Annotated in this window: 2 protein-coding genes (1 of these 2 cut by a window edge); both read right to left on the bottom strand. The window is 73.9% G+C overall.

Annotated elements, in window-relative coordinates:
* Window positions 1-21,780 (bottom strand): amino acid adenylation domain-containing protein, encoded by a 21,780-nt coding sequence (locus ACZ470_RS13545; protein WP_468427027.1) that lies wholly within the window; start codon window positions 21,778-21,780, stop codon window positions 1-3.
* Window positions 21,777-26,926 carry the end of an SDR family NAD(P)-dependent oxidoreductase gene (locus ACZ470_RS13550; protein WP_468427028.1) on the bottom strand. Its footprint extends 8,674 nt past the window's final position, so 5,150 of the gene's 13,824 nt are visible here — the last part of the coding sequence; its start codon lies off the right edge, out of view; its stop codon occupies window positions 21,777-21,779. Before ACZ470_RS13550 ends, ACZ470_RS13545 begins: the two co-directional genes overlap by 4 nt.

Genomic DNA, 26,926 nt, shown 5'->3' on the forward strand with positions numbered 1-26,926 from the left:
TCATCGTTCCTCGCCCCCGTCCGCCGCGGCGCGCCCGGTGGTGTCGGTGATGCGGCGGATGTGCCTGGTCAGCGACGCGTTGAGCGCGTCGGGGTCCTCCAGCATCGCGAAGTGCCCGACGCCCTCGACGAGTTCGACCTCGACGCCGCGGCGCGCGGCCGATTCCGTGTCCGTCGGCATCCACGAGGTCGAGTTGACCAGGGTCAGCGGTACGGCGAGGTTCCGCGGCAGCCGCTGAAGGTACGTCAGCATCTCCCGGAACGCCGCCGACACGATCTCCGCGCCGACGTGCGCGCGGGTCCGCTCCACCAGCTCGATCAGGTCCGCGCGGCGCGCGTCGAGGAACAGTTCCTCGGCACGTACCGGATCTTCGGCGAACGACCGGACGAACCGGTCGATCCGGTCCTCGCCGATCGGCCGGGGGTCGAAGGTGTGCAGGGTGTCCACGCCGATCATGCCCCGGACCCGCCCGTCCAGCAGCGGCTCCGCGGCCAGCATGACGGGCCCGCCCAGCGAGTGACCGACGAGGATCACGTCCTGGGCGCCGACGTGGTCCACGACGGCGGCCACGTCGGCCGCGAACGCCTCGACGGTCCAGCGCCGCCGGTCACGACCGGACCGGCCGTGCCCGGCGAGATCGAGGGTGACCACGGTGAAGTCCGGGGCGAAGTGCTCGGCCTGACGGTCCCAGTACGACTGGTCGCAGCCCAGGCCGTGGACGAACACCAGGGCGGGGGCGCCGGGGCGTCCGCGTCGTACGCGGTGGTGGACGGGGAGACCGTCGGCGCTGCGCACGACCGCTCCGGCCGTGTCGGGAGCGGTGTGGTCCGGCTTGCGCGCGATGATCCCCACGTGCTCCATGTCGGGGCCGGGAGCCCCGTAGGCGCCCTGGTCCACGCCGACCGCGCCGAAGTACCCGGCGCGCTCCACGACGAACCCGGCGGCCTCGCACTCCCTGCGGAACACCTCGGGGTCGAGCGCGTTGATCAGGCTCGGTCCGCCGACGACGTGCGCGGGGTCGAAGTGGGCGGCGACGTCCGGGATGTAGCCGGGCCAGGGGTCACCGGCCCGCCTGCGCTCCTCGTACTCCGCCGCTTTGGAGGCCCAGTAGCCGAAGTAGGGCGAGTCCGTGCTCAGGAACACCTTCCCGCCGGGAGCCAGCCAGCGGAACATCTTGCGCAGCGTCAGCCGGACGTCGTCCGGGGCGAGGAAGTGCATGACGCGCCCGGCGTGCACCGCCGTGAAGCGGCCGTCGGCGAAGTCGACGTCGGGCAGTACCCCCTGTCGCAGGGTCAGCCGCTGCCGGGCCTCGTCGGTGACACGCTGGCCGAGGATGTCCAGGTGCTTGCGCTCCATGTCCAGCGCGACGACGCGGGCTCCGCGCTCCAGCGCGGCGATGCTGGCGATGCCGTAGGCGCAGCCGAGGTCGACCACCTCGCCGCCGCATCGTCCGGCGTACTCGGCGAAGTCCGAGGAGTAGGGGATCAGGTGCTCCACCATGACCCCGGTGCGGTTCAGGGTCGCCACCATGCCGCCGAAGTCGATGTCCGCGGCCGACTTCAGATCGTCCAGGATGTCGTGTTCCAGGGTGACCGGTCGCGGCGCGGTGGGCCGTTCCGTGGCGGGGGCGACGGTGGCGGACGGCGCGGTCAGTGCCACCGTGCGCCGGGGCTGTGCGGGGACGTCGTCGAGCCGGTGCGGCAGCCGCGTCACGTCGGTGAGCACGACGCGCCCGCCGGCCGGGACACCCGCGGGGGCGGAGGAAGCCTTCGGCACGACGGGCTCGGGAGCGGCCTGCGGTGCGGGGGCGGCGGTTTCCCGCCGTACCCAGTAGCGGGTCCGGGCGAAGGGGTACGCGGGCAGGCGCAGCCGGACCGGTCGGGGTCCGGCGGCCGGCGGTGCGTCCGGGCAGGGCACGTCGTGGCCGGCCACGTAGAGGCGTGCCAGTGCGGTCAGGGCGGTTCGGCGCTCCTCGGCGTCCTGCTGTCCGTCCCTGGCCCGGGCGGTCCAGGCCGCGACGGACTCGCCGTCCGTGCCGGCCGAGAAGTCACGGGCCACCGTGCCCGCGAACCGGGCCGGGTCGGGCGTGCTCCCGTCGGCGCGCCAGGAGCGCCACAGTGCCGCGGCCTCGTCGAGGGTCGCGACGACGACCGCGCAGCGGTGCCGGAAGTGGTGGCGTCCGCTGAACAGGGTCCGGCTCAGCTGCGGCAGGTCGGCGTCCCGCAGCTCGCCGGTGTCGATCCGGTCGAGCAGGCGGTCCACCAGCTCGCCCAGCGCCTCCTGGGTCTTGGCGGACAGGGGCAGCAGATGGCCGGCGGCGCGCGGGGCGGGCACCGGGGCGGGGCCGGTGTGCTCGCGTACGACGACGTGGGCGTTGGTGCCGCTCATGCCGAACGCGCTGACCGCGCCCATGCGCGGGCGGCCCCGCGTCACCCACGGCTTGGTCGTGGTGTTGACGTAGAACGGGCTGTCGCTCCAGTCGATGTACTCGTTCCCGTCGCGGTAGTGCAGGCTCGCCGGGATGACGCCCCTGCGGACCGACTCCGACAGGCACATCAGACCCACCAGGCCGGAGGCGGCGAAGGTGTGGCCGAAGTTCGTCTTGGTCGAGGTCAGGGCGCAGAACCGGCCCGCGCCCGCGGCACCGCGGGCGTGGAAGGCGGCGCGCAGCGCGTTCGCCTCGACCGGATCGCCGAGTTTCGTGCCCGTTCCGTGGGCGACGACGAGGCCCAGGTCCCTCGGATCGATTCCGGCGCGCTCGTGGACGGACTCGATCAGCTCGCGCTGGGCTTCCCCGGCGGGCGCGGTGATGCCGTTGGTGCGGCCGTCGTAGTTGAGGCCGCTCGCGACGATCACGCTGCGCACCGGGTCGCCGTGTGCCTCGGCCGCGTCCAGCGGGCGCAGCACGAGGGCCGTGACCGCCTCACCGGGGACCATGCCGTCGGCGCGCTGGTCGAACGTGAAGCAGCGTCCCTCGGGGGACAGCATGCCCGCCTTGTCCATGGCCGCGAGTGCCTCGGGGGTGAGGACGAGGTTCGCCGCGGCGACGACGGCGATGTCGCACTCCTTCTGCCGCAGGCTCGCGCAGGCCTGGTGCAGCGCCACGAGGCCGGAGGAGCAGGACGTGTTCACGGCCAGTACCGGGCCCTTGAGGTCCATGAAGTAGGCGAGCCGGGCGGCGAGGACGCCGTCGTGGTTGGAGGTGACGTTGCCGCCGTCCTTCACCAGCAGCTGGTAGTCGCCCTGTTCCACGCCGACGAACACGCCCACGCGGCGGCCCTCGAGTTCCTCCGCGCCCAGGGCGGCGTCCTCCAGCGCCTTCCAGCACTCCTGGAGCAGATGGCGCTGGCGCGGATCGAGGGTGCGGGCCTCCTTGGGCGCGAACTCGAAGAAGCCGGCGTCGAATTCGTCCGCCCAGTCGATGCTGCCCATCCAGGGGTAGCGGTCGTCGGGGCCGTCCGGTGCCGGGGCGTCGCCGAAGCGCACGGCGGGCAGCCGCTTGACCATGTCCCGGCCCTCGGCGAGCGCGTCCCAGAACTCGGCGACCGAACGGCAGCCGGGGAAGATGCCGCTCATGCCGATGACGGCGACGGGCTCGTCGCGTCCGGCGGACACCGGCGCCGGCGGTTCCACGGCGACGGTCTCCGCGGCCGCCTCCCCCGTGGAGGCGGTGCCGGACTGTGCGTCGGAGGGCACGTGTGCGGCCAGATGCTCCGTGAGGCGCTCGACCGTCGGGTGGTCGTACAGCACGGTCGGCAGCAGCCGCACGCCGAGGCGCTCCGACAGCTCGTGCGCGAGCCGGGTCAGGCGCAGCGAGTCCACCCCGAGGTCGACGAAGGCGGTGCGGTCGTCGAGCCGGTCGGCGGGAAGCTTCAGGCTCTCCCGGACGACGGCACGGACGGTCTCGGTGAGGTCCGCTCGCGGTGCGGCCGGGGCGGGCCGGATGTCGGCACGCTCCGCCGCCGCGCGCGAGGGATCGGAGGGGACGGCCGGCTCGAGCGCGCGCCGGACGAGCGACGATGCCCGCGCCGCCGGGGCGTGCAGCACCAGGGGCGCCGGATGTCCCGCCGTCAGCAGCCGCTCGAGGACGGCGAGACCCCGCGCGGTGTCCAGGGGCCGCTGCCCGGTGGCGGCCAGGTAGGTGTCGGCGTGGGCGGCGCCGCTGCCGCGCTGGGCCGCCGCGCCCATCCCGCCTTCCGTCCAGAGGGGCCACTGCACGGCGATCGTCGTGACCGGCGACGCGTCGTCGGACAGGGCGCGCGCGTAGGCCGCCTGGAAGCGGTTGGCCACCGCGTAGTCGCAGCTTCCGAAGTCGCCCAGGACGGCGGCGCTCGACGAGAAGTGGCACACGAAGGACGGCGGCTGCGCGGCGCCGCGCAGCGCGCGGTCCAGCGCGAGGGTGCCGTGCAGCTTCGGCCCGAGGACCTTGTCGAACGACGCTCGGGTCTTGTCGGGCAGCGGCACGGCGTCCGCCGCGCCGGCGGCGTGCAGGACCCCGTCGAGCGCGGGCAGCGTGGCCTGCAGCCGGGTCACGGCGTGCGGGTCGCTCATGTCGAGCCGGCGGTGGACGACGTCTCCGCCGTGCCGGGCCAGCGTCCGGACCCAGTCCTCGTCGGCGGGCCGGGGCGCGGAGCGGCCGACGAGGACGAGGTTCGCGCGGTACGTGCGCGCCAGGTGCTCGGCGACGCGTCGGCCGAGCCCGCCGAACGCGCCGGTGATGAGGTAGGTGCCGCCGGTGCGCAGCCCGGGGCGTGCCCCGGGCGCCGTGGCGACGTCGACCGGCTCCACCGTGCACACATGGCGTGCACCGGCCCGGTAGAGGGCGCTGACCGGCCGTTCCTGGAGCTGCTCGGTGAGCAGCAGGCCGGCCCAGCGGGCGGCGGACGCCTCGCCGTCGTGCAGGACGACGCGCAGCGAGGTGCCGGGCAGCAGCTCGGCGAGGGACCGCTCGTAGCCGATCAGGGAGTCGAGGACGGCCTGTTCCACCGCGTCGCGGTAGTGCCCGGCGACGAGGACATGGGCGACCTGCGGCCGGGCGCCGGCCAGGGCGCGCACCAGCGTGGCCACGCGCCAGGGCTCCTCCAGCAGGGACGCCTCGTTCGGATGGTCGGCCGGCAGGAGGTAGTGGACGGCGTCGACGCGCCCGTACTCGCCGTCGACCTCCTTGAGGACGCGCCGCAGATCGTCCTCGTCCGCGGGATCCGCCACGCGGTCGGTGCCGTCGTCGCCGGAGCCCGTGCGGCCGACGAACACGGGCCGTACGCCCGGGGCGCGCTCGCGCAGTTCCCGTGCGTACTCCCGCTGCGCGGCCTGTCCGGACAGGAAGCACAGGACGACCTGATCACCTGCCGCGGGGGTGCCGGCCGCGGCCTGCGGTACCCAGCGTTCCGTGAAGAAGTGCACCTCGGCGTCGTCGGCCGTGTCGCGCTCCTCTGCCGGGTCCGCGCCCAGCCAGTGGTACTCCTCGCTGAAGGGATACGTCGGCAGGCTGATCCGGTGCGGCCGGTGCTCCCCCGTGTGCAGCGCGTGCCAGTCCACCGTGCCGCCGTCGGCCCACAGCCGGGCCAGCTTGTCCAGCCGGCCCTCGGCGAGCCAGCGGCCGGTGAGTTCGCGCAGGTCGTCCTGGTCGAGCAGGTCCGCGGACGCGCTCAGTGAGCCGCGTACGCACGCGGCGTGGTCGCGGCCGGCGGCGAAGTCCGTCAGCGCCTCGACGAGTTCGCCCAGGTCGTGCACGAGGAACGCGACACGCTCCGCGAGGGCGGTACGGCCGACCTGGAGGGTGTACGCCACGTCGGCGAGCCGTCGGTCGAGCCCGGTGCCCGCCGGTTCGGCGAGCCGGTGGGCGAGGTCACGGGCGTACCGTCGGAGGTTCTCCGGCTTCGCGGCGGAGAGCGGTACGAGCCTCGGCCCGCCGGCCGGGGCGCCCTCGTCCCCCGAGGTGGGCGGGGCTTCCTCCAGGATGGCGTGGACGTTGGTGCCGCCGATGCCGAAGGAGCTGACGGCCGCCCGCAGCGGGCCGTGCGCAGGCGTGAGTTCCGTGAGCCGGTCCACGACGTGGAACGGCGACGAAGCGAAGTCGATCCGCGGGTTGGACGCACGGTGGTTGACGGTCGGGGGCACCAGTCGGTTGGCCAGGACCAGTGCGGTCTTGAGGACGCCCGCCAGACCCGCGGCGGCATCGAGGTGACCGAGGTTGGACTTGACGGAACCGATGCCGCAGAACCCCGTCCTGGTGGTGTGCCGCCGGTAGGCCTCGGAGACCGCCATCACCTCGATGGGGTCGCCGAGGCGGGTGCCGGTGCCGTGGGCCTCCAGATAGGCGATCGTCTCCGGGTGCACCCCGGTGCGGTCGAGGACCGCCGAGATCAGCTCGGTCTGGCCGCTGACGCTGGGGGCGTAGTAACCGGCCTTCCGGTCACCGTCGTTGTTCATCCCCACTCCGCGCAGCAGCGCGTAGACGTGATCGCCGTCGCGCACCGCCGAGGCCGCGTCCTTGAGCAGCAGGACGACGACGCCCTCGCCGCCGACCATGCCGTCGGCGTCGGCCGAGAAGGGCCGGCAGTGCCCGTCGGCGGACAGCGTCATGCCCTCCTCGTGGAGGTAGCCGACGGCCTGCTCGCCGTACACGCTCGCGCCGCCGACCAGGGCGTGCCGGGTCTGCCCGGACTGGATGGACTGCACCGCGAGGGCCAGGCCGGCCAGGGAGGAGGAGCAGTTGCTGTGCACGTACAGGCTGGGGCCACGCAGTCCGAGCCGGTGCGAGATGGTGGTGGGGATGGTGCCGGGCTGCGCCTGGAGGAAGGCGACGAGGCCCTCGGAGTCGCGCCGGGCGCCGGGGCCGGCGAGCGGTGCCTGGTACAGGGCGTTGCTCGTGGACATGTACACGGCCGCGTCGGCGATGTCGCCAGGCAGGTGGCCGGCGTCCTCCACCGCCTTCCAGGAATGCTGGAGCAACAGCCTCAGCTGCGGGTCCATCAGCTCGGCGTCCCGGGGCGTGACCTGGAAGAACTCCGGGTCGAAGAACCCCTTGCCGCGCATCGCGGACCGCACGGGCACATAGTCCGGGTGGGCGAGCAGGTCCTCGTCCACGCCGAGGCGGCGCAGTTCCTGCTCGGAGAAGAACTCCACGCTCTCCTGGCCGGCGACGAGGTTGCGCCAGAACGCGTGATGATCGTCGGCGCCCGGCAGCCGGCAGGAGACGCCGATGACGGCGACGCTGTCCGCGAGCCGGGCGGGCGGCGGGGCCACGGGGGTGACGGCCGCCGGGGCGCGCCTCGCGGCTGGGCCGGGCTGCTCGGGGGCCGGGGCGAGGGCGGTCAGGTGCTCGCTCATGCCGCGCGCGCTGACGCACTTGAAGACCTCGGCCGCGCCGAAGGGCAGCCCGTACCGCTTGCCCGCGCGGTCGGCGAGCACGGCGGCCAGCACCGAGCTGCCGCCGGCGTCCAGGAACGCGTCGGTGGGACGGAGGTTGCCGACGCCGAGGACGTCGCGCCAGAGCGCGAGCACGTCGGCCTCGTGCGGCGCGGCGGTGGGCCGCGCGCCGGACGGCCCGTCCGGTACGGAGGCCGGTACGGCGGGACCGGCGCCCTCGGGCAGCGTCACGTCGCGTTCCTCCAGCGCCTTGCGGTCCACCTTGCCGTTCGGCGTCCGGGGCAGCCGGTCGACGGGCAGGAGGAACGGCGGCACCATGTAGTCGGGCAGCCGGCGCCGCAGGTGCGCGGAGAGTTCACCGGCGGACACCTCGGCCTGGACCGCTCGGGTGTAGTACGCCACGAGCTGCTTGCTGACGGACTGCGTCCGCGCCACGACCGCGCACTCGTGTACGGCCGGGTGACCGGCCAGGACGTGTTCGATCTCGCCGAGTTCGACGCGGAAGCCGCGGATCTTGACCTGGGAGTCGATGCGGCCCAGGCATTCGAGGGAGCCGTCGCTGAGCCGGCGCGCCAGGTCGCCCGTGCGGTACAGCCGGGTGCCGGGCGCGAAGGGGTTGTCGGGGAAGCGCTCGGCCGTGAGTTCCGGCTTGTTGAGGTAGCCGAGGGCCAGTCCGTCGCCCGCGACGCACAGCTCGCCGGGTACGCCGGCGGGCACCAGGCGCCCCTGCTCGTCGAGGATGTGGATCTGCGTGTTGTCGATGGGCCGGCCGATGGTGACGCGCCGGTGCGGCTCGATCCGCCCGGCGGTGGACCACACCGTGGTCTCGGTCGGTCCGAACAGGTTCCAGGCCTCGCAGCCGAGTGCGACGAGCCGTTCCCGCAGGGTCTCCGGCAGCGCCTCGCCCCCGCACAGGACGCGCACGCGTTCCTCGTTGGCCCACCCGGCGTGGAACAGCATCGTCCAGGTCGACGGGGTCGCCTGCATCACCGTCGGCCGTACGGTGCCGATCAGCTCCTTGAGGCGTTCGGGGTCCCGCGCGGTGGCGGCGTCGCTCAGGTGGCAGCGGGCGCCGGTGACGAGCGGCAGGAACAGTTCGAGCGCGGCGATGTCGAAGCTGTGCGTCGTCACCGCGAGCATCCGGTCGTCGGCCGTCAGACCGGGCCTGCGGGCCATCGCGCACAGGAAGTTGGTGAGGGCCCGGTGCGGCACCATCACGCCCTTGGGGTCGCCGGTGCTGCCGGAGGTGTAGATGACGTAGGCCAGATCGGCTCCGCCGACGTGCCGCGGGCCGGCCCACGGGACGTCGTCGCCGTCCTCCTCGTCGATCAGGACGACGTGCGGCGCGGACGCTTCCGTCGTCAGTTCCCGGAGGCGGTCGCGCAGTCCCGAGTCGGTGACGACGACCCGCGGCCGGGAGTCGGCGAGGATGTACGCCAGACGCTCACCGGGATAGCCCGGGTCCAGCGGGATGTAGGCGCCGCCCGCCCTCAGCGTGCCCAGCAGTGCGACCAGCAGTTCGGCGGAGCGCTCCATGTGGACGGCGACGAGGCTGCCGGGGCCGACACCCAGCGCGGCCAGCCGGCCGGCGAACCGGGTCGTGCGGGCGTCCAGTTCGGCGTAGGTGAGCGTGTCCGCGCCGCTCACCACCGCCACGGCGTCCGGGGTGCGCGCGGCCTGCTCGGCGAAGAGTTCGTGCACGCAGCGGTCGGGCTGTGCCACCCGCGTGGCGTTCCACTCCACGGTCAGGGTGTGCCGCTCCTCGGGCGACAGCAGGGAGCACTCGTCCACCGGCAGGCCGGGTGCCTCCGACGCGGTGCGCAGAAACTGCTCGTACTGGCGGAGCAGTTGCTCGACGGTCTCCGGGTCGAACAGGGCGGCGTCGTACTTGCAGTTGACGGCGAAGCCGGGCCCCTCTCCGCCGGGTTCGACGACCTCCAGGACGAGCTCGTACTCCCCCTCCTGGTGGATGCCCTCGACGTACCGGAACGAGGGGGCGGGCGCGGTCACGTCCTCGTACCAGTCCTGGTACATGAAGGCGCAGGTGAAGACCGGTGTGCCGGCGCCGGACAGGCCGAGTTCGCGTACCAGGGCCGGGAAGGGGTAGGTGTGGGCGAGGCCCTCGACGAGGGACTTCTGGACGTCGGCGGCGAGGCCGGCGAAGGGTTCGGCCGGGCGGACGGTGGTGCGCACCGGCATCATGTTCACGAAGTGGCCGACGGTCGCGGCGAATCCCTGTGCGGGCCGGGTGTTCACCGCCACGCCCACGATCACGTCGTTCTGCTGCGTGTACCGGCTCAGCAGCACCTTGTAGGCCGCGAGGAACAGCGCCGACGGATAGAGCCGGTGGTCGCGGGCGGCCCGCGTGATCCGCTCCCCCAGCTCCGGCGACATGCGCCGGGTCGCGGTGGCCCCGCGCACGGGGCCGGGGTGCGCGGAGCGCGGCCGGTCGGCGGGCAGCGCGAGCGCGGGCAGCGGCGGGGTCAGCCGGTCGCGCCAGTGGGCGAGCCGGGCCCCGGCGTCCGGGGAGCGCAGACCGGCCTGTTCCAGCGCGACGAACTCCTCGTAGCCCGCGGTGGTCCGGAAGGTGTCGGCCGCCGTGCCGTCCAGGCGTTCCTGGTAGGCGGTGAGCAGGTCCTTCACGAGGACGACGGCCGAGGCGCCGTCGAGGACGATGTGGTGGGCGTTCAGCAGCACCCAGGAGTCACCGCCCGGCCCGTGGAACACGTCGATCCGGCACAGGGGGCCCTGCTCCAGGTCGAACGGTGCCTTGGCGGAGGCGCGGACGCGCTCCAGCACCTCGGCCTCGTCGTGGGCGGTGAGGTCGTGCTCCGTCAGCCACGGCCCGCGCGCCGGGGCCTCCACGAGCAGCAGGCGGCCGTGCTCCTCCCGGACGGCGCCGCGCAGGACGCCGTGCCGGGAACGCACAGTGTCGAAGGCGCCGCGCAGCGCCGATACGTCGAGCCCGGTCGCCCGGAAGCACAGCGGCACGTTGTAGAGACCGGCCTCCGGTGCCGCCCGGTGCAGGGCCCACAGTCCCTGCTGGCCCTCGGTGAGCGGGTGCCGCAGCACGGCGTCGAGTGTGGTGCGGTGCCGTACGTCGGCGTCGTCGATCTGCCGCGCGGTGGGGGCGGTGACGCCCCGCCCGGTCAGATGGGCAGCGAGTGCCTCGACGGTGCCGTACTCGAAGAGGAGCGCGGTGTCGAAGTCCGCGTCGAGGTCCTGGATCTGCCTGCCCAGCCGGACGAGCGCCATGGAGGACAGGCCGGCGGCGGTGAAGTCGCGGTCGGTGGGCACCTGGGACGGGTCGCAGCCGAGGTGCTCCGCGACGGTCCGGCGCAGCCAGTGGCGCACGCCCTCCTGTTCCGCGGGCGCGGAGGCGGCTGTCTCCCGTTCGGCGGGCACGGGGGCTGGGGCCGTCGCCGTGCTCGGCCGGGTGTACCAGTGCGGGGTGCGCCGGAAGGGGTGCGTGGGCAGGCTGACGCGCCGGGCCGGGCGGCCGGCGTACAGCGTGTCCCAGGAGACCTCGGCGCCCGCGAGCCAGCTGCGGGCCGTCCGGTGCGGGTCGGCGCCGAGGGCCGCCGGCCCGTCGGAGGGGCTGGGCGCGGGGCGCGGCTCAGCGGTGAGGTCGGCGTACTCATCGGCGCCCGCCCTCCCCGTCTCCCGGAACTCGGTGAGGCGTGCGGCGAGTTCCGCGGTGGACCGCACCACGTACGCCAGCCGGACGGGCAGTTCGTCACGGCCGACCTGGAGGGTGTGGGCGAGATCGCGCAGCGCCACCGGGTGGGCGGCGCGGGCCGGGTCGGCGAGGAAGTCCGCCAGGCGCCCGGTCACGGCGCGCAGTTCCTCCGGGGTCCGCGCCGACAGCGGCACCAGGCAGGGCTCGTCGTGCGTGTGCTCCAGCGCCGGGGCCACGTCGCCGCCTCCACTGTGTTCCTCGATGATCAGGTGTGCGTTCGAGCCGCCCGCGCCGAAGCAGGAGATGCCGGCGCGGCGTGGAAGGGGCCGTCCCTCGGCGTCGGTCGGCGTCCAGGGGGCGAGTTCGCGCTGCACGCGGAACGGCGACCGGTGGAAGACGATGCCCGTGTTGAGTTCCTCGGCGTTGATCGAGGGCGCGAGCTGTCCGTGCCGCAGTTGCATGAGGACCTTGGTCAGGCCCGCGAGGCCGGAGGCGCTCTCGCAGTGCCCCAGGTTCGACTTGAGCGAGCCGACCGCGCAGTACTGGCCGGCCCGGTCGCTTCCGAACGCGCGGGACAGCGCGGAGATCTCGATGGAGTCGCCGAGAGCGGTGGCCGTGCCGTGGGCCTCGACGTAGCTGACGGTGGCCGGGGCCACGCCCGCCTTCTCCAGGGCGCGCGCCACGACGTCCTGCTGTGCCCGCGGGCTGGGCATGCTGTAACGGCTTGTGCGTCCGCCCGCGTTGACCGCGGTGCCCTTGATGACCGCGTACACGTGGTCGCCGTTGTCCAGCGCGTCCTGGAGCGGTCGCAGGAGTACGGCGCCCACGCCCTCGGCCGCGAGGAAGCCGTCCGCGTGCTCGGAGAAGGGCCGGCACCGGTCGCCGTCGGACAGCAGCCCGTGCTCGGCGAGGACGTCGAAGTGGTCCGCGTTGAGCAGCAGGTTGACCCCGCCCGCGACGGCGCAGTCGGTGTCGCCGGCGCGCAGGCTCTCCACGGCCAGGTGGACGGCGGTGAGCGAGGAGGAGCAGGCCGTGTCGACGGCGATGCTGGCGCCCTGGAAGTCGAACAGGTGGGAGGTCCGGTTCACGATGGACGAGTAGGCGGTGCGGCCGTTGTACGTCGAGTTCATGACGCCGGCGAAGACACCGACCCTGCCGTGCCGGTTGAGGGCGTCGGCCGTGTAGCCGGCGTCCTGGAGGCAGCTGTGGACCGTCTCGATGAACAGCCGCTCCTGGGGGTCCATGGCCGCCGCCTCGTCCGCGGGGATGCCGAAGTACTCCGCGTCGAAGGAGGCCACGTCGTCCAGGAAGCCGCCCCAGGGGCGACGGCGCCCTTCCGCGTCCCAGTTCACCCACCAGCGGTCGGCCGGGTACGGGGCCGTGCAGTTCGTGCCCCCGCGGATGTTCTCCCAGAGTTCGGAAGCACTGTCGGCCTGCGGATAGCGGCCGGCCAGGCCGATGACGGCGATGTCGCCGGAGGGCCGGGCGGCGGGTCCGGCGTGTTCGGAGCGCTCGGGGTGTTCGGCGTACTCCGCGTGTGCCGCGTACTCGGCGGGTTCTGCGGGTCCCGCGACTTCGGGGTGTTCCGCGCCGAGGCGCGCCACGACGTCCCCGATGGTGGGGCAGTCGAAGAAGAGCGTGCTGCTGAGCCCCTCGAAGTCCTGGCTCAGGGCGTTGTTGAGCTGGACGACGAGGATGGAGTCGAGGCCGAGGTCGAAGAGGTTGGCGTCGGGCGACAGTTCGCCCGGGGCGAGCCGCAGGGTGGCCGCGACGAGTTCGGTGACCCGCCGGGTGGTGCGGTCGACGCGGGACTCCAACTCCACGGCGGGGACCGGCTGTTCGGCCTGTGCTCCGCCGAAGAGCGCGCGCAGCTCGCCCTCCCGTGTCGTGAGGAAGTGGTCGACCAGCTCGTCCAGGGTGCGCAGTTCGAAGAAGAGGGTGCTGCCCACGTCCTCGAAGTCCCGGGCGAGGGCGTTGTTCAGGCCGGACACCAGGATGGAGTCCAGGCCGTAGTGGTGCAGGTCCTTGTGCGGGTCGAGGTCCCCGTCCGGCAGTCGCAGGGCCTCGCGCAGCAGCCGTGCGAAGTACTCGGTGGTCCGCGCCCGCAGCGTGCCGTCCGCAGCGGTGCCGGCGGACACCGGCGGCGTTTGCTCCGCGCCGGGGCGGCCGGTGTCGGCCTCCGTGCGCGGTACCCGGAACAGCCCGTCGCTCTCGGCGATGGTGAGCTGCTGGCCCAGGGCGTGCGCCTCCCGCTCCGGCTGAGCGGCCGTGCGGAAGCCCTCCCGGGCCAGCACGTCGAGCCAGCGGTCGGGGCTGAGCACCGGGCTGCCGGGGATGCGCAGCTCGGCGTCCCGGGTCCGCCACCAGCCGTCGACGAGCCCGAAGGTGAGATGGGCCAGGAGGGTGTTGCGGCTCATCTCGTTCAGGAACAGCAGCCCGCCGGGCCGCAGGGCCGCCTTGACGTTGCGCAGGGTCCGGGTGATGTCGGCCGTGGCGTGCAGGACGTTGGTGGCCACGACGATGTCGAAGGAGCCCGGCTCCAGGCCCTGTTCGCCGGGCGGGCGCTCGGCGTCGAGGATGCGGGTCGTCAGGTAGGGGTGGTGCGGGAGGAGTTGCTCCTCGGCCCGGAACAGGAACGCCTTGGACAGGTCGGTGTAGCAGTACTCCTCGACGTGGTCGCGCAGCGGTGCGAGGGCCTCCAGGACCCGGGCGCTCGTGGCGCCGGTCCCGGCGCCGACCTCCAGGATGCGCAGCCGTCGTGCCGGGTCGGCCGTACCCCACCGGCGCACGGCGTCGGCGAGGAGGTCGCCGAGCCGGTCGTTGAAGTAGTCGGCGATGGGGTCGCCGCGGTAGATGCCCTCCACCCGGGACATGGACGAGCCGGGGAAGAGGATCTCGGTGGCGGGCCGGGCTCCGACGAGGACGTCGGGCAGGGCGCGCAGACAGGATTCGACGAGGTCGACGTGGGCTCGCTGGTGGGCGCCATGGTGCCACTGCTCGCGCTCGTCGTGCCACTGGCGCCACAGTTCGGCGCTGTCGAGGCCGGACGCGAGGGCGACGCGGCGCCCGTCCTGGATCCGGAGCAGCCCGGCGCGGGTCAGCACGCGGTCGCTCTCCTCCAGCCAGGGACGGTACTTGCCGAGCACGCGTCGCTCCAGGCCGTCGAGGCCGAGGTCGCGGAGCGTGGTGAGGAGCAGGCGTTCCGCGAGTTCGCACAGGCGGGGGTGGGGCAGGAAGCGGCTCAGCCGGGCGACCTCGCCGGCCGGTGGGCGGTGGTCCGCCACGACCTGGTCGAGCACGGGGGGCAGCGGGGCGGAGCCGGCCGTCCGCCGCTCGTCGAGGGTCAGGCCGTCCAGCGCCCGCTCTCCGAAGGTCCGCATGAGCGTCACCTGGTCGTGCTCGCCGCCGAGGAAGTGCGCCAGGTGGCGCAGGGCCTCCTCGGGGTCGAGGGAGTCGATGCCCTCGGCCGCCATGCGGCTGCGGTAGAAGTCGCCGCTGACGACGCCGGTGGCGCCCCAGTAGCCCCAGTTGACGGTCTTCACGACGGTGTCCGGCCACTGGTCGCGCAGGGCGGCGGCGAGCGCGTCCTTGAAGGTGCACCCGGCCGCGTAGTTCGCCTGCCCCGCGTCCCGGACGTGGCTCTCCACCGAGGAGAAGAAGAGGACGAGGTCCAGGGGTTCGGCGCCGAAGACGCGGGCCATGGCGGCGCCCACGTCGACCTTGGCGGCCAGGGCGTCCCGGAACCGCTCCTCGTCCATGTGGGCGAGCGTCCTGTCGGCCAGCACGATGGCGGAGTGCACCACGCCGTCGATGCGCGGGCGGCTCTCCTTGATCCGGCGGTGCGCGGCGGCGAGGCTGTCGGCGTCGCGGGCGTCGGCCGGGACGTACAGGGGGGCTTCCGCGCCGACGGACCGCGCCAGCGCGGCGAGGCCGGCGAGCCGGCGCTCGATGTCCTCGTCCTGCTGCCGCCGGCCGATCCAGACGATCGCCGCCCGGTGGTGCTCGACCATGTACCGGCTCCACAGCTCGCCGATGCCGCCGGCGCCGCCGATGACGACATAACAGCCGCGGTCGCGGTACGGCGCCGCGGCCGGCTCCAGGGCGGGGACGGGCAGGAGTTCGGACGAGAACCACCGGCCGTCGCGCAACGCCAGCGTGGTCCCGGGCCGCAGTTCGGGCAGCGCGTGCCAGGCACGCCGCAGGGCGGCCGCGACATCGGCGCGGTCGTCGCCGGGCAGGTCGAGCAGGCGTACGGTCCACCGGGCGTGTTCCCTGGCCGCGCTGCCCATCAGCCCGTGCACGCTCGCGTGGGTGGCGGCGACCCGGTCGCCGGGCTCCACCCGCTGTGTGCCGTACGTCAGGCAGGTCCAGGTGAGCCGCCTGGTGCCGTGCCCGAGGGACAGCAGCGCCCGGACGATCCGGTAGACCTCGATGACGCCCCGCTCCTGTCCGCGTACCAGGTCGCCGTCGTCGTGCGGGGCGGCCCACACGAGGTGCGCCGGTGCGTCGTCGCCGCAGGCCTCGCGGATCCGTGCGGCGATCTCCTCGACGGTGGCGCCGGGGGGCAGCGGGACGCGCCGGTGGCCGGGCGCGCACGCGGACAGGGCGTCGCCCAGCCGCCGGTCGGCGTCGAAGAGCAGGACGACGCCCGGCTCCCCGGTCGCGTCGTCCGCCGAGGGGGCGAGGTTGCGCGGCTCCCAGACGGGGAGCAGGTGGCGCAGCTCCGAGTCCCGGCGCTCGGCGGCGGTCCGCTCCCCCGCGTCGGCCGCGCGGTACGCCAGACCGCGCAGGGCCGCGCAGACACGGCCGTCGGCGTCGGTCAGATCGATGTCCAGGACACGGGCGACGCCCTCGGGACGGGCCCCGGCCGCCGGGCGCACCCAGGCGTACATCGACTCGTCGCAGTCGGCGAACACGTCGAGCCGGTCGAGGGCGAACGGCACGGCCATCGCGGCGCCGTCGTCGGGCAGTCGGGCGCCGGCCGTGTCGAGGGCGGGGTGCAGACCGAGCGAGGTGTGGATCGCCGCGTCGAGGAAGGCCGGGTGGAGTGCGTACCGCCGCAGCGAGTCGCGGGACGCCTCGTCGATGCGCAGCTCGGCCAGTGCCTCGCGGCGTCCGTCGTGGTCGCCGCGCCACAGCGTGCGGACGACGCGGAAGCCGGATCCGTAGTCGACGCCGGCGCGGGCGATGTGGTCGTAGGTCTCGGCGCCGGTCAGCGGCCGCCGGGTCAGGGCGGCCCGGAGCCCGTCGAGGTCGACGGAGGGCCGGGGGGCGGCGTCGGCGAGGAGGGCGCGGCCCTGCACATGGGCCTGGGGGCTGCCGTCGGCGGGGGCGGTCAGCTCGAAGCGCAGCGGGCCGTCCGCCGTCCCCGGGCGCTCCTCGGACAGGGTGAACTCGATGCCGAGGCCGTCGTCGTCGACGGCGACCGGTCGCACCCAGGTGACGTTCCTCAGGGTGATGCCGCGCCGGGCGGCGCCGGGTGCCGCGCGCCGGGCGGCGGTGTACGCCATCTCCAGGCTCGCCACGGCGGGCAGCAGCCGTCGGCCGCCGACCACGTGGTCGCGCAGGACGAACTCCTCGCCGGTGAAACGGCTGCGGTAGCGGACGGCGCCGAGTCCGGAGACGTTCTCGTGCAGCAGCGGATGCGCGGGGGGCGCGGTCCGGGGTGCCGGGCCGCCGGTGCGGGCCGGCCAGGGGTGGGCGACCGGGCGGAAGGGGTAGGTCGGCAGACTGAGCCGGCGGCCTGCGACGGGCCTGGCCAGCCCCGCCCAGCCGACGTCGGCGCCGCCCGCCCAGGCCTTGGCGAGCTTGCGCAGCTTGCCCTTGTCCCACCAGCGGGCGAGCTTGTCCCCGGGAAGCTCGGGAGCGGCAGCGGCGGCCGGGTCGCCGGTGAACCGCCGGGGCGAGTCCGCGCCGTCGAGGAACAGAGCGAGTTCGTCGGCCAGTTGGCCCAGATTCCGCACGACGAACGCCACCCGTGCGGTCATGGGCACACGGCCGACCTGGAGGGTGTAGGCAAGATCCCGCAGCCGGGTGTCGGCCGCCCGGGGGCCGCGGAGATGCGCGAGCAGGTCGCGGGCGTACCGGTCCAGGTCGGCGCGGGCGCGTGCGGACAGGGGCACGAGCTGCGGGGAGCCGTCGTCGGCGCGGGCGGCGTGGTCGGTGGCGTACTCCTCGAAGACGGCGTGGGCGTTCGCGCCGCCCAGTCCGATGGAGCTCTGCGCCGCCCGGCGCGGGGCGGGGCCGGCGGGCCACTCCCGCAGCGTGTCCACGACGTGGAACGGCGACCGGTCGAGGCGCAGCTCCGGGTTGGGGCGGGTGTAGTGGAGGGTCGGCGGGATCTGCCGGTGGTGCAGGGAGAGCAGGACCTTGATGCTGCCGGCGAGCCCCGCGGCGGAGTCGAGGTGGCCGAGGTTGGACTTCACCGAGCCGATGCCGCAGTAGCCGGTGGCGTCGGTGTGGTCGCGGTAGGCCTCGGTGAGCGCGGCCAGTTCGACGGGGTCGCCGAGCTTGGTGCCGGTGCCGTGGGCCTCGACGTAGCCGATCGAGCGGGCGTCGATGCCCGTGCGCCGGAGGACGCTGCGGATCACGCGGCTCTGCCCGGTGACGCTCGGGCTGTAGAAGCCCGTGGCGTCGGCGCCGTCGCTGCCCACGGCGATGTCGCGCAGCAGGCCGTAGATGTGGTCGCCGGCGGCCACGGCGTCCGCGGCGCGGCGGATCAGCAGTACGGCGACGCCCTCGCCGCCGGCCATGCCGTCGGCGTCGGCGTCGAAGGCCTTGACGCGGCCGTCGCCGGAGAGGTTGAGGCCGGGCTGGTGGACGTAGCCCCTGCTGTCGACGCTCGCCGCGGACGCGGCGGCGACCAGCGCGAAGTCGGTCTCGCCGGAGCGCACCGCCTGGGCGGCCAGCGACAGGGCGGTCAGCGAGGAGGAGCAGTTCGAGTGCACGGACATGCTCGGGCCGCCGAAGCCGAGCTGCTGGGAGATCATCGCGGCGACGGTGCCGCTCTGGCTCATCACCCACGAGAGGTACTGCTCCGGCGTCTCCACGACGCCGGTGGGCGCCCCGTCGGCGGGTGCGCCGTAGAAGTGGTTGCCGTGGGTGACGTAGACGGCGGTGCCGGGGATGTCGTGATGGTTGTAGCCGGCGTCCTCGACGGCCTTCCAGGAGTGCAGGAGCAGCTGGCGGAACTGCGGGTCCATCAGGGCGACGTGATGCGGTGACAGCCGGAAGAACTCGCCGTCGAAGAGTTCCTTGCCGTCGAGGGAGGAGCGCAGGGGCACGAACCTCGGATCGCGCAGCAGCTGCTCGGGCACGCCGGCGTCGCGCAGTTCCCCCTCGCTCCACCAGCGGGTCGCGGCGTCGCCCCGGGTGAGGTTCTCCCAGAACTCCCAGTGGTCGTCGGCGTCGGCGAAGCGGCAGGCGATGCCGACGACCGCGATCGCGTCCTCGGGCACCGACGGGTCCTGTCCGGCGGCCGGGCGGTCGGTGTCGGCGGGCGGGTCCTCGTGCGGGGCCGCCGTCGTGGACAGGTGCTCGGCGATGGCGCGGACGCTGCTGTGCTTGAACAGGTCGGCGGTCGCGAACGCCACCTGGAACTCGCCGCTGATCCGCTGCGCGAGCAGCACGGCCGCCAGCGAGTTGCCGCCCACTTCGAAGAAGGAGTCCGTGGGGTCGATGTCGGTGATCTGGAGGATCTCACGCCAGCAGGCGAGCACGCGCTGCTCGGTCTCGGCACGCGAGGAGGGCGAGACGGCGGAAGGCTGCGGCGGGGCGTTCCGGTCCGGCCGGGGTGCGCGTGAGATCTCCCGACGCATCAGCGCGTTGCGGTCGACCTTGCCGCTGCCCGTCAGCGGGACGGCGTCGAGCGCGACGTAGTGGTCGGGGACCATGTACGCCGGAAGGCTCGCCCGGAGATGCTCCTTCAGGGCGGCCGCGCTGCCCTCCCGCTCACCGGCGGGTACGTAGTACGCGACGAGATGCCTCGCCGCGTCCTCGCCGCGCGCGACGACGACGCACTGGGCGATGTCCTCGTGCCGGCCCAGGTGGTACTCGATGTCGCCCAGTTCGATGCGGTAGCCACGGATCTTCACCTGGAAGTCCAGCCGCCCGAGGTACTCGATCTCGCCGTCGTCGGTCCAGCGGGCCAGATCACCGGTGCGGTAGATGCGGCCGCCGAGCGCGGTGGGACGGTCCACGAACCGCTCCGCGGTCAGCTCGGGGCGGTTCACGTAGCCGTCGGCGAGTCCCGTGCCGGCGATGCACAGTTCCCCGCTCTCGCCGGCGGGCACCGGCCGCAGCCGTTCGTCCAGGATGAGCGCCTCGGTGTTCGCGAGGGGCCGCCCGATGGTGATCGGGGCGTCGGCGCGCACCAGTGTGCCGGTGGAGTACACCGTCGTCTCGGTCGGACCGTAGAGGTTCCACAGCTCGGTGCCGGTGCTCAGGAACTGTTCCTTGAGCGTGCGGGAGAGGGCCTCGCCGCCGCAGAAGGCCCGCAGCCCCTCCGGGTTGCGCCAGCCGGAGTGGAAGAGCATGCTCCAGGCGGCCGGGGTGGCCTGCATGACGGTCGGCCGCACACGCGCGATGCGCTCCTTGAGCAGGTCGACGTCCTTGAGCGTCGCGCTGTCGCAGACATGGCAGCGTCCGCCGCGCACCAGCGGCAGGAACAGCTCCACCTGGGCCATGTCGAAGCTGATCGTGGTGACGGCGAAGAGCGTGTCCGTACGGTCCAGGCCGGGCTCTTCGGCCAGCGAGCACAGCAGGTTGGTGAAGCCGCGGTGCGGGATCATCACGCCCTTGGGCTTCCCGGTGCTCCCGGAGGTGTAGATGACGTACGCCAGGTCGGACTCGGTCACCCGGACCTGCGCGCGCTCGCCCCGGGCCGCGGCCTCGGCGAGTTCGGCGCGCTGCTCGTCCAACACCAGGATGCCGCCGTCGGCCGGGACGCCCGTGCCGGTGAGGAGGGCGCGGGCCTGCTCCTTGTGGCGGGACTGGGTGACGACGAGGGTCGTACCGCTGTCGGTGACGATGTCGGACAGGCGGGCGGCGGGCAGTTCGGGGTCGAGGGGGACGTAGGCCGCGCCGGCCTTGAGGATGCCGAGAAGCGCCACGACGACGGCCGCGGACCGGTCCATCAGGACGGTCACCAGATCGCCCCGACGTACGCCGCGTGCCACCAGGTGCGCCGCCAGGGCGTCGCTGCGGCGGCCGAGTTCGGCGTAGGTCAGGACCTCGTCGTCGGCCTCGACCGCGACGGCGTCGGGGTGGCGGCGCACGGCCGCGTCGACCATGTCGTGCACGCACGGGCCGTCGTCCTGGGGTGTGACGGGCTCGTCGGCGATCAGGCGCAGCTCGCCGACCCGGACCGCCGGCTCGCCGGTCACGGTCCGGAGCAGGCGCGTGTAGCGGTCCGCGAACCGCTCGACGAAGTCCCGCGAGTACAGCTCGGGGTGGTACTTCCAGTGCAGTGTGTAGCCGTCGTCGGTGCGCCACGCCTCCACCGACAGCTCGTACTCGCCTTCCTGGTGCACCTCGTGGAGCAGCTCGTACGGCAGGCCGGGGCCCTCGATGCCGTCCAGGACGTCCTGGTAGACGAAGGCCGTCTGGAAGACCGGGGAGCGGTCCGGGGCGGGTGTCTGCGGCAGTTCGGCGGCCAAGGCGGCGAAGGGGTAGCTGTGCTGCATCCCGTCGATCAGGTCACGCTGTACCCGGCCGACCAGCTCCCGGAAGGGCTCGTCGTCGGCGAGGCGCATCCGCACGGGGACCATGTTGATCATGAATCCCATGGCGTCGGCGAGTGCCTCGTCCGTACGCTCGTTCACGGGCACGCCGACGACGAACTCCCGGTCCTCCGAGTAGGTGGCCAGCACGGCCCCGTAGGCGCCGAGCATCAGCGCCGCGGGTGTCACACCCCATCGGGCGGCCGATTCCGCGATCCCCGCCGCCGGCGCGGCCGGCAGGCCGGTGAAGCAGGTGTCCCCGGCGAACCGGTCCACCACCTGGCCGTGCGGCCGGTCGGTGGGCAGGTTCAGCGTGGGCAACGGGCCCGCCAGCTTCTGCCGCCAGTGGGCGAGCAGTTCGGCGCGCCGGGCGGGAAGGGTGGCCCGCTGCCGCTCCACGAAGTCGTGGAAGTGCGCCGCCGGTACCGCCGGGGCGGGATCGGCTCCGGCCAGGACGCGCTCGTACGCCTCGAACAGCGACCGCGTCAGGACGCGGGCCGAGGTGCCGTCGAAGACGATGTGGTGGACGCCGACCAGCACGATCGACTCGTCCGCCGGTCGGGTGAAGACGCGGATCCGGACCAGCGCCTCGCCGTCCGTCGCGAACGGGCGCTTGTGCTCGCGTTCGACGGCGGCGAGCGCTTCGGCGTCCGGGAGGGCCGACAGGTCCACCTCGGCGAAGTCGGGCGCACGGTCGGGGTCGACCGACTGGTGCGGCCCGTCCGCGTCACCGCCGAGCACCGTGGTGAGCACCGGGTGGGCCTCGGCCACGGCACGCCATGCCCGCAGGAACGCCGCGGTGTCCAGGCCGCGCACGCGGAAGCACAGCGGCACGTTGTAGGCGGTGGCGTCGGGGAACGCCTGCTGCAACGCCCACAGGCCGCGCTGGCCCTCGGTGAGCGGGTACGTCCGTGCCCCCCGCCTGAGCCGCCTCAGCAGGTCGCCGACCTCGGCTTCGCTGATCTTCCCGGCCCGGTAGTCGGCGATCAGGGCGCTCAGTTCGTGCTTCACTTCGTGCTTCTCTCTGCGTCGAGGAGCGCTATCGCGTCTTCGAGGTCCAGGGCGCCCGTTCCCAGCCGTTCCAGCAGGCCGAGGACTTCGGGGCGCGGGGTGGCCGGTGCCGGGCCCGGCCGCGGTCCCGGGTCGTCGGGGACCAGCCGGGCCACCCGGTCCGGGTGGGCGCCGGTGAGGTGGGCGGCGAGCGCGGCGACCGTGGTGTGCTCGAAGAGCGTGCTCGGTACGAAGCCGGGCGCGATGGTCGCGGCCAGCTCCCGGGTCAGCCGGACGGCTCCCAGCGAGCCGAGGCCCAGGTCCAGGAAGCCCGTGTGCACGGGAATCTCCTCGGCGGCGCGGCCGAGTTGGACCGCGAGCAGCTGCCGCACGAAACCGCGCGCCCGTTCTTCGGCGGACGCTTCCACCCGCGCCGGGAGGGGTTCGCCGGTGGCGGCGAGACGCCAGACCGGGCCGGCCACGGGTGCCTGGGACGGACGGTCCTCGGTGTCCGCGGCTGTGGGTGCCGTGAGGGTGGCCGGGTGCGGCGGTTCCGGCAGCTGCTCCCGCTGCGACAGGGGGTACGCGGCCGGTGCGTCCCCGGCGATCCAGTGGCGCTCCCTGGCGAACGGGTAGGTGGGCAGGTGGAGGCGGTGCGGCGGGGTCCTGTGGAGGCGGTGCCAGGGGACGTCGTAGCCCTCCAGCCACAGCTCGGCGATCTTGCGCAGTCGGCCCTGCGCGGACCACCGGGAGACCAGGTCGTCGAGGACGTCGTCCTCGTCCAGCAGCCGCGTCTCCCCCGTGGGATCCTCGGTGCGGGCCCGCCACAGATTCGCGGGCCGCGCGCCCCGCAGGAAGCCGCGCAGGGCGTCCCGCAGCCCGTCGAGGTCGTGGGCCGCCAGCACCAGGCGCTCCTCCAGCGCCACACGGCCCGTCTGGAGGGTGTGGGCGAGGGCCGCCAGGTCGATGTGGTCCCGTGCGTCGAGGAAGTCCAGCAGGCGCCCGGCGTAGGCGCGCAGCCGGTCCTCGTCCTTGGCGGACAGCGGGACGAGCACGGCGGCGGGCGTGACGGTGTCATCGCCGGGTCCGGCGATGACGGGCGCCTCCTCCAGGACGACATGGGCGTTGGCGCCCGTGGCGCCGAAGGCGCTGACGCCCGCCCGGCGCGGCGACCCCGCCCCGGACGTCCCGGCGGTCCACTCCTCGGCCTCCGTCTGGAGCCGGAACGGTGAGCCGTCGAGATCGAGGTACGGGTTGTCCCGTTCCGCCCGGACGAGCGGGGTCAGCGTCCTGTGGTGGAGCTGGAGCACGGCCTTGGTCAGGCTGCCGATGCCGGCGGCCGCCTCGGCGTGCCCGATGGCGGACTTCACCGAACCCAGGGAGCAGAAGCCGGTCCGCTCCGTCCGCGTGCCGAAGGCACGCTGAAGGGCCTGCACCTCCATCAGGTCGCCGATCTCCGTACCGGTGCCGTGCGCCTCCACGCAGCCGAGGGAGGCCGGATCGACGCCGGCCCGGTCGAGGCAGTCGGTGATCACGGCCTGTTGCGCGGCCGCCGAGGGCACCCGGAAGCCGGGGGTGCGCCCGGAGTGGTTGACCGCGCTGCCCTTGATCACCGCGTAGACGGCGTCACCGTCCCGCAGCGCCCGTTCCAGCGGCTTCAGCAGCACGGCCCCCACGGCCTCGGCCGGGACGTAGCCGTCTCCGCCGGCGCCGAAGGAGCGGGCCGGCCGGTCCTGTGCGAGCAGCCCGAGTCCGCCGTACGTCCGGTACTTGGCCGGATGCAGGGACAGGTTGACCCCGCCGGCGAGCGCCGCCTCGCACTCGCCGCGGCGCAGGGCCTCGACGGCGAGGTGCACGGCGCTGAGCGACGAGGCGCACACCGTGTCGACGGCCAGGGACGGTCCGTGGAAGTCGCAGACGTGCGAGACGCGGTGGGCGACGGTCGCCGCGTTGAACGCCAGGGGCATGCGCTGCCCCCGGCGCACCGCATCCTCCTGGAGCAGGGCGTAGTCCTGGTGCATCACGCCGACGTACACGCCCACGGCGCGCCGCGGGCCCGTGCCGCGGGCGCGGGAGAGTTCGGCCGGGGTGTATCCGGCGTCCTCGACCGTCTCCCAGCAGACCTCCAGGAACAGGCGTTCCTGTGGGTCGAGGAGAGCGGCCTCGTCCGCCGGGATGCCGAAGAATCCGGCGTCGAAGCAGTCGACGTCGTCGAGGAACCCGCCCCAGGGTGAGCCGTCCGGCGTGTCGCCGTGCGCCCAGCGGGACTTGGGGACCTCGGTGACGCAGTCCCGTCCCGTCCTCAGGTTCTCCCAGAACTCCGCGAGGCTGCGGGCCTTGGGATAGCGTCCGGCCATGCCGATGACGGCGATGTCGCCGGCTGTGCTCGCGTCGAGGATCCGCTCTTCGACGTCACCGCCACCGTCCGTCGCCACGGCGGCGGACGTCGGCGCCCCGGCCACCGTGACCGGGTGCGCACCGACGAGGTGCCGGGCCAGCTCGGCCACAGTCGGGTGTTCGAACAGCAGCGTCGGGGAGAGCGGCGTGCCCAGCGTCTCCTCCAGGCGGGTCGCCCCCTGGAGCAGTTTCGCGGAGTCCAGGCCGAGCTCGTAGTAGCTCGTGGTCGTGGAGATCTGGTCCGCGGGGACGCCGAGTTGTTCGGCGACCACGGACCGGACGGCTTCGAGGACCGGGCGGCCATCGGCTTCCACCACTGTGGGCGCGGTGGCGGCGGGCCGCAGGACCGGGCCGGCGTCTCCACGGGCGGGGTTGATGTGGCCGGCCTGGCGCACCGCCTTGCCGGTGTACTCCGCCAGTTCGCCGACCTTGCGCCCGTCGGCGTCGAAGAACTCCATGGTGAAGGTGAGGAGTTCCGCGCGCAGGACGGCCGTGTCCCGGCGGATCCGCGTCACACAGGCGTCCCCCAGGGGCCCGGACGCCCGGAAGGACTTGTAGAACAGCGGCAGGAACAGGCGTGACTCGCCGCGGGACGGTCCGGCGAGGGCGTCGGTGGCCGCGACCGCGCTGCCGTCGATCAGCGCCGGGTGGAAGAGGTGGTCCTCCGGGTCCTCCCCCTGCCCCGCGTCGGCCCGCACCCACACGGCCCCGGAGGTGTCGGCGACCGTGCCGTGGGCCTTCATGGGGCCCGAATGGACCAGTTCCAGCTCCCGGTAGCCGCGGTACACCTCGTCGAGGCTCCTGACCGTGGCGTCCTCGGGGATTCGGGCACGCTCGTCGTACGGCGTGGGAGCCACGCGGTGCATCCAGGCGGTGATGAAGCGACCGGCGGCGTCACCGGCCTCGATGCGCCAACTGTCCCCGGTGTCCCGGCGGGCCTCGATCCGGAGGTCCACGGCCGTGTCGTCCACCGCGAGCGGACGGTGGATGGAGAGGTTGCGCAGTTCGAGCCCTTCGGGTGCCTCGCCGGACTCGGCGAAGCACCGGTAGAGCAGGTCGATCCAGGCCAGTCCGGGCAGCAGGCGGCGGTCGTGGACCCGGTGGTGGTCCACGAGCGGGTGCGCGGGTTCGAGGCGCCTGATCCACACGGTGGTGGCGCTGTCGTGCTCGACAGGGGCAGCCGTGCGGACGTCGGTGCGCGTCAGCTCCGGAGGGGCCACCGGCCCTCGGCGCGCCGCGCCGGGAGCGGCGCTGTACCGGCCGACGACGACGTGCCCGTTGGTGCCGCCGTCGGCGAAGCTGCTGAGCGCCGCGTACGGCAGGTCGGCCGCCTCGGCCCGGCGCGGGAAGGCGAGGCCGGCCGCGTCGAGGGAGAAGTGCTCCATCGGCTGCTGCCCCGAGAGGAAGGGCACCAGGCGCTGGTGGTGCACCATCAGCGCCACCTTGATGAAGGCGGCGATGCCCTCCGCGCACAGCGGATGTCCGATGTTGGGCTTGATGGAGCCGAGGTGCAGCACGGGGCGGGCGTCGTACGCGGCGGCACCGTAGACCGCCTGGACGGCCTTCAGTTCGAGCAGATCGGTCAGCTGGGAGCCGGAGCCGTTGGTCTCCAGGTAGGGCAGCTGTCCGGGAGAGCGGCCCGCCCGGCGCAGCGCGTCGCGCATCACCTGCTGCTGCGCCTGGAGGTTGGGCGTGGCGGGGCCGGCGGTACGTCCGTCGTTGTTGACGGCGATGCCCTCGACCACCGCGTACACCGTGTCCCCGTCCCGCTCCGCCTGCACGAGCGGTTTGAGGACCACCACACCGGCGCCCTCGCCGAGGACGATCCCGGCCGCACGGCGGTCGAACACGTGGAACGCGCCGTCCTCGCGCAGCAGACCGCGGCGCCGGAACAGCTCGTGGTCCGAGGGGTCGGTCAGCAGGCTGACGCCCGCCACCACGGCGATGTCGACAGAGCCCGCGGCCAGGGCGTCGGTGGCCAGTTTCATGGCCACGAGCGAGGAGGAGCAGGCGGTGTCCAGGACCATGGCCGGGCCCTGCCAGTTGAAGAACTGGGAGATGTTGGCCGCCAGGTAGTTCTGGCCGACCGCCATGATCGGGTTGCGGGCCGCGTCCAGCAGCCCGGCCTCCGCACGGCCTCGGCCGCGGGCCCCGACGTACACACCGGTGTTGCTGCCGTCGAGGTCCTCGTGCCGGTATCCCGCGTGGTGGATCGCCTTGAGGGTCTCCTCCAGCAGCACGAGCGCCTGCGGGTCCATGGCCCGTACGTCCTCGGGGCGCAGCATGAAGTGGCCCGGGTCGAAGCCGTACACGTCGTCGACGACTCCGGCCGCGAAGCCGGCAGGGCTCCCCCACCGGTCGTCGGGGACCGGGCGGATGGCGGACCTGCCCTCGGACAGCAGGTCCCAATAGGCGGCGAGGTCGGGTGCGCCGGGCAGGCGGCAGGCCATGCCGACGACGGCGACGGGCGCGGGGCGTGTGGGGTCCGCGGCCGGGCGCGCGGCCTCCGGGGACTGCGCGGCTCGCGGCGCGGTGGCCGGCGAGGCGGGTACCCCCTCCGCGACGGCGCCCGGGGCTCCGAACGCGGCGGTCACCTCCGCCTCGTGCGCGTCGAGCAGCCAGGCCGTCAAGTCCTCCAGCGTGGGGTGCTCGAGGAGCGCCGAGGGGTCCAGAGTGACATCCAGGCGTCGCCGGATCCTCTGGAGCACCTGGGCCAGCAGGATCGAGTCGGCGCCGTAGTCGGCGTAGGAGGTGCGCGCGTCGAGCACCC

This window comes from Streptomyces sp. NPDC031111 (assembly GCF_055570675.1).